The sequence below is a fragment of the Pseudomonas azerbaijanorientalis genome (assembly GCF_019139795.1).
GTDB classification, from domain to species: domain Bacteria; phylum Pseudomonadota; class Gammaproteobacteria; order Pseudomonadales; family Pseudomonadaceae; genus Aquipseudomonas; species Aquipseudomonas laurylsulfatiphila.
Genome location: NZ_CP077078.1, coordinates 1,942,501 through 1,956,158, shown reverse-complemented (window position 1 = coordinate 1,956,158; position 13,658 = coordinate 1,942,501). Strand labels below are relative to the sequence as shown.

The 13,658-nt window shown below is 59.5% G+C and carries 9 protein-coding genes and 2 rRNA genes (1 of these 11 running past the window's edge); 8 read left to right on the top strand and 3 right to left on the bottom strand.

Going from position 1 to position 13,658, the window contains the following annotated elements; all coding sequences use genetic code 11:
- The first annotated feature begins 350 nt into the window (after positions 1-350).
- Genes KSS91_RS08605 through KSS91_RS08570 form a run of 8 tightly spaced genes read left to right on the top strand, consistent with a single transcriptional unit; the run spans position 351 to position 9,355 of the window.
- Positions 351-1,265, top strand: coding sequence for a GDP-mannose 4,6-dehydratase (locus KSS91_RS08605; protein ID WP_217837616.1), 915 nt, complete (start codon positions 351-353; stop codon positions 1,263-1,265).
- Complete coding sequence (gmd, locus tag KSS91_RS08600; protein ID WP_015094126.1) at positions 1,262-2,233, top strand: GDP-mannose 4,6-dehydratase; 972 nt, start codon at positions 1,262-1,264, stop codon at positions 2,231-2,233. Before KSS91_RS08605 ends, gmd begins: the two co-directional genes overlap by 4 nt.
- A gap of 3 nt (positions 2,234-2,236) precedes the next feature.
- Complete coding sequence (locus KSS91_RS08595; protein WP_217837615.1) at positions 2,237-3,679, top strand: mannose-1-phosphate guanylyltransferase/mannose-6-phosphate isomerase; 1,443 nt, start codon at positions 2,237-2,239, stop codon at positions 3,677-3,679.
- Positions 3,680-4,477: an ABC transporter permease gene (locus KSS91_RS08590; RefSeq protein WP_217837614.1), complete on the top strand. Its 798-nt coding sequence runs from the start codon at positions 3,680-3,682 to the stop codon at positions 4,475-4,477.
- Positions 4,477-5,736 carry an ABC transporter ATP-binding protein gene (locus KSS91_RS08585; RefSeq protein ID WP_217837613.1) on the top strand — a complete coding sequence of 420 codons (1,260 nt, stop codon included), beginning with the start codon at positions 4,477-4,479 and terminating at the stop codon, positions 5,734-5,736. The genes KSS91_RS08590 and KSS91_RS08585 overlap by 1 nt, the downstream gene beginning before the upstream one ends.
- Positions 5,733-7,109 (top strand): glycosyltransferase family 4 protein, encoded by a 1,377-nt coding sequence (locus KSS91_RS08580; protein ID WP_217837612.1) that lies wholly within the window; start codon positions 5,733-5,735, stop codon positions 7,107-7,109. The genes KSS91_RS08585 and KSS91_RS08580 overlap by 4 nt, the downstream gene beginning before the upstream one ends.
- Positions 7,093-8,223, top strand: coding sequence for a glycosyltransferase family 4 protein (locus KSS91_RS08575; protein WP_217837611.1), 1,131 nt, complete (start codon positions 7,093-7,095; stop codon positions 8,221-8,223). The genes KSS91_RS08580 and KSS91_RS08575 overlap by 17 nt, the downstream gene beginning before the upstream one ends.
- Before the next feature lies 1 nt (position 8,224).
- Positions 8,225-9,355, top strand: coding sequence for a glycosyltransferase family 4 protein (locus tag KSS91_RS08570; protein WP_217837610.1), 1,131 nt, complete (start codon positions 8,225-8,227; stop codon positions 9,353-9,355).
- A 169-nt stretch (positions 9,356-9,524) separates the two neighbouring features.
- Here KSS91_RS08570 and mrdA read toward each other — a convergent pair whose 3' ends face one another.
- The 3 genes from mrdA to KSS91_RS08555 form a co-directional block, all read right to left on the bottom strand.
- A complete protein-coding gene (mrdA, locus tag KSS91_RS08565) occupies positions 9,525-11,417 on the bottom strand; it encodes a penicillin-binding protein 2 (protein ID WP_217837609.1) in 1,893 nt (630 codons plus the stop codon).
- A 201-nt stretch (positions 11,418-11,618) separates the two neighbouring features.
- Positions 11,619-11,734: ribosomal RNA gene (gene rrf / locus KSS91_RS08560) — 5S ribosomal RNA — on the bottom strand.
- Positions 11,735-11,900: 166 nt separating this feature from the next.
- A 23S ribosomal RNA gene (locus KSS91_RS08555) occupies positions 11,901-13,658 on the bottom strand (it continues 1,136 nt past the right edge of the window).

Sequence of the window (13,658 nt, the reverse complement as noted above, 5' to 3'; positions counted from 1 at the left end):
TTACCGGCGCTCGCCCATCGTCTTCCTGCCCGTCTACGTTCTTGTTTTAGTGGTCAGTTTCTCGCAGTTTCGAAGCGACGCTGCCGAACCCCGGGTAATAGTGACGAGGGGCATTCTAAACACATCCATCGAGGGTTCGTGAACCGCCCGACGAGAATAAATCGGGCTACGCTGACGAGAACTGACCAGTCACGGTTGGACCTGTTGAAATTGCCGAGCAAATGGCACAGATTGGCTACCAAACAACTACAACAAACATTTCACCCGCCATTCGAGCGATCATGCCGCTCGCAAGTTTTTCCATGGAGCCTGTGGGAAATGGATGAAATGCATGACCAAGGGGTCGCTGTTTGAAAAAACGTCTGTTTGTCACGGGTCTGAGCGGATTCGTAGGACAACACATCCAATCGCGTTTGCAGGCTGATACCTCGGAATGGGAGCTGCTGCCTGTTCCCGACCGCTACGATCTTGCTGCGCCGCAGAGCCTCGAAGGCTTGTGGCCGCAAATGCCCGATGCGGTGATTCACCTGGCCGGCCAGACGTTCGTCCCGCAGGCCTTTCGTGATCCGGCCGGCACCCTGAATATCAATCTGCTGGGCACCCTGAACCTGCTGCAAGCCCTCAAGGCGCGCGGCTTCACCGGCACGTTTCTGTACGTCAGCTCCGGTGATGTCTATGGCCAGGTCGCCGAAGAGCATCTGCCCATCACTGAACTGCAGCCCCCCTGCCCGCGCAATCCCTATGCCGTAAGCAAACTGTCGGCAGAGTTCCTGAGTCTGCAATGGGGCCTGAGCGAAGGCTGGCCCGTACTGGTTGCCCGCCCGTTCAACCATATCGGCAGCGGGCAGAAAGACAGCTTCGTCATTGCCGGCGCCGCGCATCAGATCTGCCGGATCAAGCAAGGCCTGCAGGCACCACGACTGGAGGTCGGGGACGTCGACGTCACGCGCGACTTCCTTGATGTCGCGGACGTGGTCTCGGCCTACCTGGCCTTGCTGGAAAAAGGCACACCGGGGCAGGTCTACAACATTTGCTCGGGACGCGAGCAGAGCATTCGCAGTTTGATCGAACAATTGGCAAATCTTGCCCAGGTCGACCTGCAACTGGTCCAGGACCCTGCGCGACTTCGCCGCGCGGATCAGCGTCGGGTGTGTGGCAGCCCTGACAGACTGGCCCAGACCACCGGATGGAAGTCTGAAATCACAACACAACAATCCCTGCGGGCGATCCTGTCCGACTGGGAGAAGCGAGTACGACAAGTATGACTAAAAGTGCATTGATCACAGGTATCACCGGCCAGGATGGCGCCTATCTGGCCAAACTGCTGCTCGACAAGGGTTACAAGGTCCACGGCCTGGTTGCGCGTCGCAGCAGCGACTCGCGCTGGCGCCTGCGCGAGATGGGGGTCGAGGCAGACATCGTCTACCTGGATGGCGACATGGCCGATGCCTGTTCAGTGCAGCGCGCGGTGATCAAATCGGCACCGGACGAGGTCTACAACCTCGCCGCGCAAAGCTTTGTCGCGGCCTCGTGGGATCAACCGGTGACCACCGGCATCGTCGACGGCCTGGGCGTTACGCACTTGCTCGAAGCGATCCGCCAGTTCAGTCCGCACACGCGTTTCTATCAGGCGTCCACCAGTGAAATGTTCGGCCTGATCCAGGCCGAGCAGCAGGACGAGAACACGCCGTTCTATCCGCGCAGCCCTTATGGCGTGGCCAAGCTGTATGGCCACTGGATTACCGTGAACTACCGCGAAAGCTTCAACCTGCACGCCAGCAGCGGGATTCTGTTCAACCATGAATCACCGCTGCGCGGCATCGAGTTCGTGACACGCAAAGTCACCGACGCCGCCGCCCGGATCAAACAGGGCAAACAGCAGGAACTGCGTCTGGGCAACATCGACGCCAAGCGCGACTGGGGCTTTGCCGGCGACTACGTCGAAGCCATGTGGCTGATGCTGCAACAGGACAAACCCGACGACTTCGTGGTGGCCACCGGCGTGACCACCACCGTGCGCGAGATGTGCCGGATCGCCTTCGATCATGTGGGCCTGAACTACCGCGACTACGTGAAGATCGATCCGGCGTTCTTCCGCCCGGCCGAAGTCGAAGTACTGCTCGGCAACCCGGCCAAGGCCCAGCGAGTGCTGGGCTGGAAACCAAAAACCGATCTGGATGCCTTGATCCGCATGATGATGGATGCGGACATGAAACGCGTTGCCAAGGAGTAGGCCATGCTGATTCCCGTGATTCTCTCCGGCGGTGCCGGGACAAGGTTGTGGCCGGTGTCGCGTGAAGGCCATCCCAAGCCGTTCATGGCCTTGCCTGACGGCCAGTCGCTGCTGGGCAAGACCTATCGGCGTGCCGCAGAGTTGCTCGACGGCTGGGGCGATATCGTCACGGTGACCAACCGCGAGTACTACTTCCAGAGCAAGGATCACTTTCGGGACGCGCACCTTGGCCGTCATCGCGGGCACTTCCTGCTGGAACCGACGGGGCGCAATACGGCGCCGGCGATTGCCGCCGCCGCCCTCTCCCTCCAGGCCCTGCATGGCGACGACGCGATCATGCTGGTCATGCCGGCCGACCATCTGATCGTCAATGTCGAGGCGTTGAAGGACGCAGTCGAACATGCCGTGACGCTGGCCAGGCGCGGTCACCTGGTGACCTTCGGTGTGGTGCCGACGGCGCCGGAAACCGGTTTTGGCTACATTGAAGCCGGCACGTCACTGGACGACAAAGGCGCTGCCAGCGTGCGGCGTTTCGTCGAAAAGCCCGACCTGCAAACCGCGACGCATTACGTGGAAAGCGGCAACTTCCTGTGGAACTCCGGGATGTTCTGCTTCTCGGTCGCCACCCTGCTGGCCGAACTGCAAACCCACGCTCCCGATTTGCTGGAGCAGACGCAAACCTGCATGGCCGCCAGCGCTGCGGTGGAAAACGCCGGGAGCGTGCAACAGGAACTGTCACCGGCGCTGTTTGGCGAAATCATGGACATTTCCATCGACTACGCGTTGATGGAGCGCTCCGACAAAGTGGTCGTCGTGCCCGCCCGTTTCGATTGGAGCGACATCGGCTCCTGGGGTGCGGTGGCCGCGCTGGTGCCGGCGGATGCACAGAACAACCGTGCCGTCGGCGAGGCGATTTTCATCGACAGCCACAACAACTTTGTCCAGAGCGACAACCGTCTGGTAGCGACCGTGGGCGTGGATGACCTGATCATCGTCGACACCGCCGACGCGGTGCTGGTGGCCCACGCCGACCGCGCCCAGGATGTGCGCCGGGTGGCCAGGCAACTCAAGGACAAAGAGCACGAGGCCTACCGCCTGCACCGTACGGTCAGCCGGCCATGGGGCACCTACACCGTGCTCGAGGAAGGCCCGCGCTTCAAGATCAAACGTATCGTGGTCAAGCCCGGCGCCAAGTTGTCATTGCAGATGCACCACCATCGCAATGAGCACTGGGTGGTGGTCGAAGGCATGGCCAAGGTCACCAACAACGGCACCGGCACGCACCTGGTGGCCAAGAACGAATCGACCTTCATTGCCGCCGGTCACAAGCATCGCCTGGAGAATCCCGGCGTGATCGACCTTGTGATCATCGAAGTGCAAAGCGGCGAATACCTGGGAGAGGACGATATCGTCCGCTTCGAAGACCAATATGGGCGGACGGTTTGAATGCTGCGTAATCTTTACCAATCCCTGTGGAGTTACCGGGGTTTCATCCTCGGCAGCGTCAAGCGGGAGTTCCAGGCGCGTTATCGCAACTCGCTGTTCGGTGCCTTGTGGACCGTGCTCAATCCGCTGTCGATGATCCTGGTCTACACGGTGATCTTTTCCACCATCATGCGCGCCCGCTTGCCGGGCGTGGATGACGGGCTCGCCTACAGTGTCTACCTGTGCGCCGGCCTGCTGACCTGGGGCCTGTTTGCCGAGATCACCACGCGCAGCCAGAGCATGTTCCTGGAAAACGCCAACCTGCTGAAGAAAATCAGCTTCCCGCGCATCTGCCTGCCGGTCATCGTGCTGCTCAATGCCGGCATCAATTTCGCGATCATCCTGGGCTTGTTCATCGGCTTCCTGCTGATCAGCGGGCGACTGCCCGGCATGGCATTGTTGGCACTGGTGCCGTTGCTGATCCTGCAAGTGATGTTCGCCGCGGGGCTGGGGATGATCCTGGGCGTGCTCAACGTGTTCTTTCGCGACGTCGGGCAGTTTTTTGGCATCTGCCTGCAATTCTGGTTCTGGCTGACGCCGATCGTTTATCCGCTGTCGATCCTGCCGTCGGGTATCCAGAGCTTCATCGAACTGAACCCGATGACGGCACTGATGAACAGCTACCAGAACCTGTTTCTCTACAACCAATGGCCGAACTGGAACTCGCTGGTCCCCTTGCTGGTGATCGGCCTGTTGTTCTGCGCGATGGCGCTGCGGCTGTTCCGCCAGCGTGTCGGTGAAATGGTGGACGAGCTCTGATGGGACATATACGTGTCAGTGGCCTGGGCAAGGCCTATAAGCAGTACCCCAATCGCTGGAGCCGGCTGTTCGAATGGCTGGTGCCGTTTTCCCGCAACCGGCATCACCTGCACTGGGTGCTGCAAGGGGTCGATTTCGAGATTCAGCCGGGCGAAGCCGTGGGCATCGTCGGGGTCAACGGTGCCGGCAAAAGCACGCTGTTGAAGATGATCACCGGCACCACCCAGCCCTCCTGCGGCGACATCCAGTTGCAAGGTCGCGTAGCCGCGCTGCTTGAACTGGGCATGGGTTTCCACCCGGACTTCACCGGTCGGCAGAACACCTTCATGGCCGGCCAGTTGCTCGGCATGCAGGTGGAAGAAATCGAAGCGCTGATGCCGGAGATCGAGAGCTTCGCCGAAATCGGCGAGGCCATCGACCATCCGGTTCGCACCTACTCCAGTGGCATGCAGATGCGTCTGGCGTTCAGCGTGGCCACCGCGCGCCGGCCGGATATCCTGATCGTCGACGAAGCGCTGTCCGTGGGTGACGCCTACTTCCAGCACAAGAGCTTCGATCGCATCCGCAACTTCCGCAAGGCCGGCACCACGTTGCTGATCGTGTCCCATGACCGCTCCGCGATCCAGTCGATCTGCGACACCGCCATCCTCCTGGAAAACGGGCGCATGGCCATGCGCGGCAAGCCCGAAGAAGTAATGGACTACTACAACGCCATGCTCGCCCAGCGCGAGGGCCAGACGGTGCGCCAGGAAATGCTCGCCAACGGGCAGGTGCAAACCATTTCCGGGACAGGCGAAGCGGGCATTCTCAGCGTCCGCCTGCTTGACCCCAAGGGCCGTTCGGTGGAAGTGGCAGAAGTAGGTCAGGCGATGGTCCTCGAAGTGCAGGTCGAGGTGCGCCAGGACATCGAGCGGCTGATTCTCGGCTTCATGATCAAGGATCGCCTCGGCCAGCCCATGTATGGCATCAACACCCACCGGGTCGACAAAGCACTCACCGACCTGAGTGCCGGCGAACGCATCACCTACCGTTTTGCCTTCGACATGCGCCTGGGCAAGGGCAACTATTCGGTGGCCCTGAGCCTGTCGCGTCTGGACTCGCACCTGGATCGCAATTTCGAATGGCGAGACTACGGGCTGGTCTTCCACGTGATCAACAATCGCCAGGAAGACTTCGTGGGCTGCTCCTGGCTCGAAGCGCAGACCAGCGTGACCCGTTCCAGTGAGAGTCGGGTGGAATCCATTGGGGAAACACGATGACCAGACTGTTGGTGGAATGTACCTACGTCTTCGAACACCCGGATGCCAACTCGGGCATTCAACGGGTCGTTCGTAATGTAATTCAGCAATTGCCGGCCGCAGACACCCAACGTGAATGCATTCCGGTGGTAATGCTCAATGGCGCGTTGTTCGAGGTGAAAAGCCTGGCGCCCTTGCCGACCGTCAAAGTGGATCTGGTGAGCCTGCGGGTGAAGCTCGAACAGTTCGCCAATCAGTTCTGGCTGCGCCACCGCGCGCTGGAACGACGCCGCCCTTTCAGCCAATCGAAGTTCGCCCGCCGGGTGCTTTATGTCGGTTGCCGCCTCACCGCGTTCGCCTGCCTGAGCCTGCCGATGCGCCTGCTGGACCGGGTACTCAAGGGCAAGCCGGTTCCCGAGCGCTGCGTGCCATTGCAACATCGCGCTGGCGACCAGTTGGTGCTGCTGGACTCGTCCTGGCATGCCAACTTTTTCCCCCTCGCCGAGCAACTCAAGCGTGACGGGGTCGGCATCGTGTCGGTGATCTACGACCTGATTCCCCTGACCCACCCGCAATTCTGCGACGCCGGGCTGGTAAAGGTGTTCAACGAATGGTTCGACTGGATCGCCCGCACCGCCGATGGCTACGTGGCGATCTCGACCACCATCCGCGACCAGGTGCGCCAGGAGATGACCCGCAGGATCGGCACCGCGCAGGTCCAGCAACGCTGGTTCGACTACTTTCACCTCGGCTCAGAACTCGACCTGAGCGATGCCCGCTCCGCCGTCGACCCGGGGCTGCTGCAGATGTTCAAGTCGGCGAGCCCTGTATTCCTGATGGTCAGCACTATCGAGCCGCGCAAGAACCATGCGTATCTGCTCGACGCGTTCGAGCGAGCCTGGGCGGCCGGATCCAGGGCCCGGTTGTGCATCGTCGGCAAGATCGGCTGGAAGTGCGAGGCGCTGATCGAGCGTATCCGCCAGCATCCAGAGTTGAACCAGCGCCTGTTCATGTTCAATACGCTCTCGGACAAGAGCCTGGAACACGCCTATTCCCACGCGACATCGCTGGTGTTCCCGTCCTATGTCGAAGGGTTCGGGTTGCCGCTGGTGGAAGCCATGCAGCGTGGCCTGCCGGCAATGGCCAGCGACATCCCGGTGTTTCGCGAAATCGGTGGCGAGTACATGGCGTACTTCGACCTCACCGACCCGCAGAACCTGGCCGAAATGGTCATCGACATGGAAACGAGCGGCGCATTTCCCGCGCCCCTCAACCTGGAAAACTGGCGCTGGCTGAGTTGGCGCGAGGCGAGTGCGCAACTGGTCGACCGTATCCAGTGCAACCTGCACAGCGATGCGAAGGTGCCTGAGAATCAGCATGCGAATTGCCCTTAACGCCCGCATCCTCCAGGCCCCGCGCACGGGCATCGGCCACTACGTCGCCGAACTGGCGACGGCCCTGGCCCGCGAACCGGACGTCGAGTTGTCGTTGTTCCATGGCTGGGGCTGGAGTTCGGTCCTGCCCGAGGCGGCGATGCCCGGTTACTCGCGCTTGACACCATTGCTGCGACAGATCCCGGGGGCCTATCAGGCGCGGCGCTGGCTGGAACAGAAGCGCTTCGACCAGCGCCCCGCCCAGTCCATCGATCTGTATCACGAGCCGAGCCTGTGGCCGCTGTCGTTCAACGGCCCGACCATCATCACGCTGCATGACCTCACCCACCTGCACTATCCCGACACCCAGCCACCGGCCCGTCTGCGCGAAATCGAGCGGCGACTGGCCGACGGCTTACAACGCGCGCGGCTGATTCTGACGGACTCGCAGCACATCGCCGATGAAGCGCAGGCCTGGTTCGCTCTGCCGGCTGAGCGCTTCGTGGTGGCACCGCTGGGTGTGGCCACGCGATTCCACCCGCGTGAACCCGAGGCCATCGATCGCGTCCTCAAAACCCACGGCGTCGAGGCGCGGGAGTATTTTCTCTGCGTCGGCACCCTGGAGCCGCGCAAGAACCTGATCCAGGCCCTGCGCGCCCATGCCCGACTACCGGAAACGGTGCGCCAGCGGTTTCCCTTGCTGATCGCCGGTATGGCCGGCTGGCAGCGTCAGCAGTTCAATGACGAGTTGCGTTTGGCCCTCGCCTCAGGTCATGTGTGCCTGCTGGGGTACCTGCCCGACGAGGATCTGGCGCAGTTGCTGGCCGGTGCCCGGGCGCTGGTCTTCCCGTCGTTGTACGAGGGGTTCGGCCTGCCGGTGCTGGAAGCCATGGCCAGTGGCACCCCGGTGATTCTGACGGGAATATCGGCGATGCCGGAGGTGGCTGGCGATGCCGGCAACTACATCGAGGCGCACGACCCGGACACCTTGCGCGATGCCATGCAGCGGCTGATCGACGACCCGGCACACTGGCAGGTCTGTCGCGAGGCGGGCTTGCAGCGAGCGAAGCTTTTTTCCTGGGAGCGTTGCGCGACGGTGACCGCCCGCGCCTACCGCCAGGCTATGGAGAACTGATATGCGCGTTCTGCACTTTTACAAAACCTACTTGCCCGACTCCATGGGCGGCATCGAACAAGTCATTTTCCAGATGAGCGAAAGTGGCGTGCGCCATGGTGTCGACAGCACGGTACTGACCCTGAGCAATAACCCGGCGCCGGGCGCGTTGCAGATCCGCGAGCACCAGGTGCATCAGGCCAGGATGGATTTTCAGCTCGCCTCCACCGGCTTTTCCTACAGCGTGTTCAAGCAGTTTCGTGAGCTCGCCGCCGAAGCCGACGTGGTCAACTACCACTTCCCCTGGCCCTTCATGGACCTGGTACATTTTGTCAGCGCCACCAAAAAGCCCAGCGTGGTGAGTTATCACTCCGACATCATTCGCCAGCGTCATCTGCTCAAACTGTACCGTCCGTTGATGCGCCGGTTCCTGGACAGTGCGGATCGAATCGCCGTGGCGTCCCCCAACTACTTTCACACCAGCGACGTGCTCAAGGACTATCGGGACAAGACCCGGGTCATCACCTATGGCCTGGACAAATCGGGTTATCCGAAGCACGACGCGGCACGTACAGAGCGCTGGCGCCAGAAACTGGGGGACAAGTTCTTCCTGTTCGTCGGTGTCATGCGCTACTACAAGGGGCTGCACATCCTGCTCGAAGCGATGCAGGGGCTGAACTACCCCGTGGTGATCGTCGGCGCCGGCCCGCTGGAAGAGGAGTTGCATGCCCAGGCCAGGGCACTGGGCCTGCAGAACCTGCACTTTCTCGGCTTCCTCGGTGATGAAGACAAGGTTGCCTTGCTCGAGTTGAGTTATGCGGTGGTGTTCCCGTCGCACCTGCGCTCCGAAGCATTCGGCATTTCACTGCTGGAAGGCGCGATGTATGGCAAACCGATGATCTCCAGTGAGATTGGCACGGGCACCAGTTACATCAACATCCATAACGAAACCGGGCTGGTGGTGCCGCCAAGTGATCCACTGGCGTTTCGTGAGGCGATGCGCACGCTTTGGGAAAACCCGGTGCTGGCGGCACAAATGGGCGAGAAGGCGCAGGCCCGCTATCAGAATCTGTTTACGGCGGACGAAATGGGTCGCAAATGGGCGGCGTTGTATGAGGAACTGCTGGAAGAAAAAAACCTCGCCTACGCATGAGGCTTTTTTGCGGGATCCGACTTGCCTTGGCTGCGGCCGGGGAAATCTAAGGGCAAATGTCCCAGGTCAGCAGCGTGCTGGAACAACCGGCCGATGAAGTAATTGGCAAATTGCCGATGTCGAGATTCATTTGCTGTGGAACCGCGAACAGAAGATGAGCCCTGACGGTTCAGACGTGAGGATCGCCCGGCGCCTTGCCCGGTGCCGCATACTGCGGCTTCAGGTGCCCGTCCTGATCGAGTAGCCAGGCGTCCATGATCTGCCGTACGACCGGTCCGGCGACGCGGCCACCCGCCTCACCGTTTTCGATCATCACCGAAATCACGATCTTCGGATGCTCGGCCGGGGCGAAACCGACGAACAAGGCATTGTCGCGGTTACGCTCACGGGTTTTCTCACGGTTGTAGCGTTCGCCCTGCTTGATCGCCACCACTTGCGCGGTACCACTCTTGCCAGCAATACGGTACTGCGCGCCCGCGGCTGCGGCCCGGGCAATCCCGCGGGCATCGTGCATCACCATCTGCATTCCATGGTTGACCTGCTCCCAGTCGCGTGGATCCTTGAGCAGGATGTCCGGCATCGGATGCTCATCCACCGGCGCGACACCGTCCACGGTTTTGGCCAGGTGCGGGCGATTCCACACGCCTTTGTTGGCAATCAGCGCCGTGGCCTGGGCCAATTGCAGCGGCGTGACCTGCATATAGCCCTGGCCGATTCCGAGAATCACCGTCTCGCCAGGAAACCAGGCCTGTCGACGCGTGGCGCGCTTCCATGCCTGGGATGGCATCAGGCCGGGGGACTCTTCGTTCATGTCCAGGGAGACTTTCTCACCCAGTCCGAACATTGCCATGTAGTCGTGCAGGCGATCGATCCCCAGCTTGTGTGCGAGGTCATAGAAATAGGTGTCGTTGGAACGCATGATCGCTGCATCCATATCCACCCAGCCATCGCCACTGTGGTTCCAGTTGCGGTACTTGTGATCGAAATCCGGCAGCTGGTAATAACCGGGATCGAACACACGGGTCTGTGGCGTGACGACTCCCGTGTCGAGGCCGGCGATTGCCACTTCCGGCTTGATGGTCGAACCCGGCGCGTACAGGCCGCGCAGCACACGGTTGAACAGCGGCCGGTCGACGGAGTCGCGTAGCGCAGAGTACTCCCTGGAACTGATGCCGGTGACGAACAGATTAGGATCGAAACTCGGGTTGCTGACCATGGCCAGCACTTCACCGGTCGACGGATCGAGCGCAACCACCGAGCCGCGACGATCACCCAGAGCTTGTTCGGCTGCTTCCTGCAGCTTGACGTCGAGACTCAGGACAATGTTTTCACCCGGCACCGGATCCGTGTGCTTGAGCACTCGCAGCACGCGGCCCTGGGCATTGGTTTCGACTTCCTCATAACCCACATGGCCGTGCAGTTGCGACTCGTAGAATTTTTCGATCCCGGTCTTGCCAATGGATTGGGTGCCTCGGTACTCGACCGTATCCAGGGCCCTTGACTCTTTCTCGTTGATGCGTCCGACGTAGCCGACCGAATGCGCGAAGTGCGCGCCCAACGGATAGTGCCGAACGAACTGCGGCTCCACATCGATGCCCGGCAAACGGAACTCGTTGACGGCGAGTACAGCGATCTGTTCTTCGCTCAGTTCATAGAACAGCGTCACCGGTACGAAGGGGTGACGTGCCTGCCTCATCACCTTGTCGAATTGCGACCGGTCTTCAGTGGACAAGTGCAGGAGATTGACGACTTCGTCCAGCTCTTCGTTGGCATTGGAAGCACGTTCGCGGGTGATGGTCAGGTTGAAGCTGGGGCGGTTGTCCGCAAGGAGTACGCCGTTGCGGTCATAGATCAATCCGCGGGTAGGCGTAATCGGCAGGACATGTACGCGATTGTTTTCGGAGATGGTCGAGTGATAGTCGAACTCGACGACCTGCAGGACATACAGGCGTACCACCAGAGCACAGGTTATGGCGGCAACAAACAATGCGCAGGCCATGAGTCTCTTGTTGACCAGGCGTGTTTCTTTTTCGTGGTCCTTGATCGGTATCGGTTCAGGCACTTGTGCAGCAGCTCTTTGAAAAGAATGCCGATCCGTGGTCGCAGACTCAGTCCATTAAAAATGAGCTGCACCTTAGCAAAACCGGGGGGTCCGGTTTGTGTGATTTTTTTTACAATTGACTTTGAATGGAACGCTCGTGTTTTTTCGCGCGCAAAAACAAAACCCCTACCTGCATACGCAGATAGGGGTTTCGGAATTTAATCTTGACGATGACCTACTCTCACATGGGGAAACCCCACACTACCATCGGCGATGCATCGTTTCACTTCTGAGTTCGGGATGGGATCAGGTGGTTCCAACGCTCTATGGTCGTCAAGAAATTCGGGTACTGAGTCGTGACCGGTTGGCCTCGCTTCAGCAAATTGGGTATGTGATAGCTTCGGTGTTTTGTGAGTCTTTCGAACTTTCGGTTCGTTTCGTCTTCACACACCGCAATCTGGTTGCTCTGGATTAGAGAGCCGACGCAAATTGCTTGGGTGTTATATGGTCAAGCCTCACGGGCAATTAGTATTGGTTAGCTCAACGCCTCACAGCGCTTACACACCCAACCTATCAACGTCGTAGTCTTCGACGGCCCTTCAGGGGACTCAAGGTCCCAGTGAGATCTCATCTTGAGGCAAGTTTCCCGCTTAGATGCTTTCAGCGGTTATCTTTTCCGAACATAGCTACCCGGCAATGCCACTGGCGTGACAACCGGAACACCAGAGGTTCGTCCACTCCGGTCCTCTCGTACTAGGAGCAGCCCCTCTCAAATCTCAAACGTCCACGGCAGATAGGGACCGAACTGTCTCACGACGTTCTAAACCCAGCTCGCGTACCACTTTAAATGGCGAACAGCCATACCCTTGGGACCGGCTTCAGCCCCAGGATGTGATGAGCCGACATCGAGGTGCCAAACACCGCCGTCGATATGAACTCTTGGGCGGTATCAGCCTGTTATCCCCGGAGTACCTTTTATCCGTTGAGCGATGGCCCTTCCATACAGAACCACCGGATCACTAAGACCTACTTTCGTACCTGCTCGACGTGTCTGTCTCGCAGTCAAGCGCGCTTTTGCCTTTATACTCTACGACCGATTTCCGACCGGTCTGAGCGCACCTTCGTACTCCTCCGTTACTCTTTAGGAGGAGACCGCCCCAGTCAAACTACCCACCATACACTGTCCTCGATCCGGATAACGGACCTGAGTTAGAACCTCAAAGTTGCCAGGGTGGTATTTCAAGGATGGCTCCACGCGAACTGGCGTCCACGCTTCAAAGCCTCCCACCTATCCTACACAAGCAAATTCAAAGTCCAGTGCAAAGCTATAGTAAAGGTTCACGGGGTCTTTCCGTCTAGCCGCGGATACACTGCATCTTCACAGCGATTTCAATTTCACTGAGTCTCGGGTGGAGACAGCGCCGCCATCGTTACGCCATTCGTGCAGGTCGGAACTTACCCGACAAGGAATTTCGCTACCTTAGGACCGTTATAGTTACGGCCGCCGTTTACCGGGGCTTCGATCAAGAGCTTCGCGTTAGCTAACCCCATCAATTAACCTTCCGGCACCGGGCAGGCGTCACACCCTATACGTCCACTTTCGTGTTTGCAGAGTGCTGTGTTTTTAATAAACAGTCGCAGCGGCCTGGTATCTTCGACCGGCGTGGGCTTACGGAGCAAGTCCTTCACCCTCACCGGCGCACCTTCTCCCGAAGTTACGGTGCCATTTTGCCTAGTTCCTTCACCCGAGTTCTCTCAAGCGCCTTGGTATTCTCTACCCAACCACCTGTGTCGGTTTGGGGTACGGTTCCTGGTTATCTGAAGCTTAGAAGCTTTTCTTGGAAGCATGGCATCAACCACTTCGTCACCCAAAGGGTAACTCGTCATCAGCTCTCGGCCTTAAGATCCCGGATTTACCTAAGATCTCAGCCTACCACCTTAAACTTGGACAACCAACGCCAAGCTGGCCTAGCCTTCTCCGTCCCTCCATCGCAATAACCAGAAGTACAGGAATATTAACCTGTTTTCCATCGACTACGCTTTTCAGCCTCGCCTTAGGGACCGACTAACCCTGCGTCGATTAACGTTGCGCAGGAAACCTTGGTCTTTCGGCGTGGGTGTTTTTCACACCCATTGTCGTTACTCATGTCAGCATTCGCACTTCTGATACCTCCAGCAAGCTTCTCAACTCACCTTCACAGGCTTACAGAACGCTCCTCTACCGCATCACCCGAAGGTGATACCCGTAGCTTCGGTGTATGG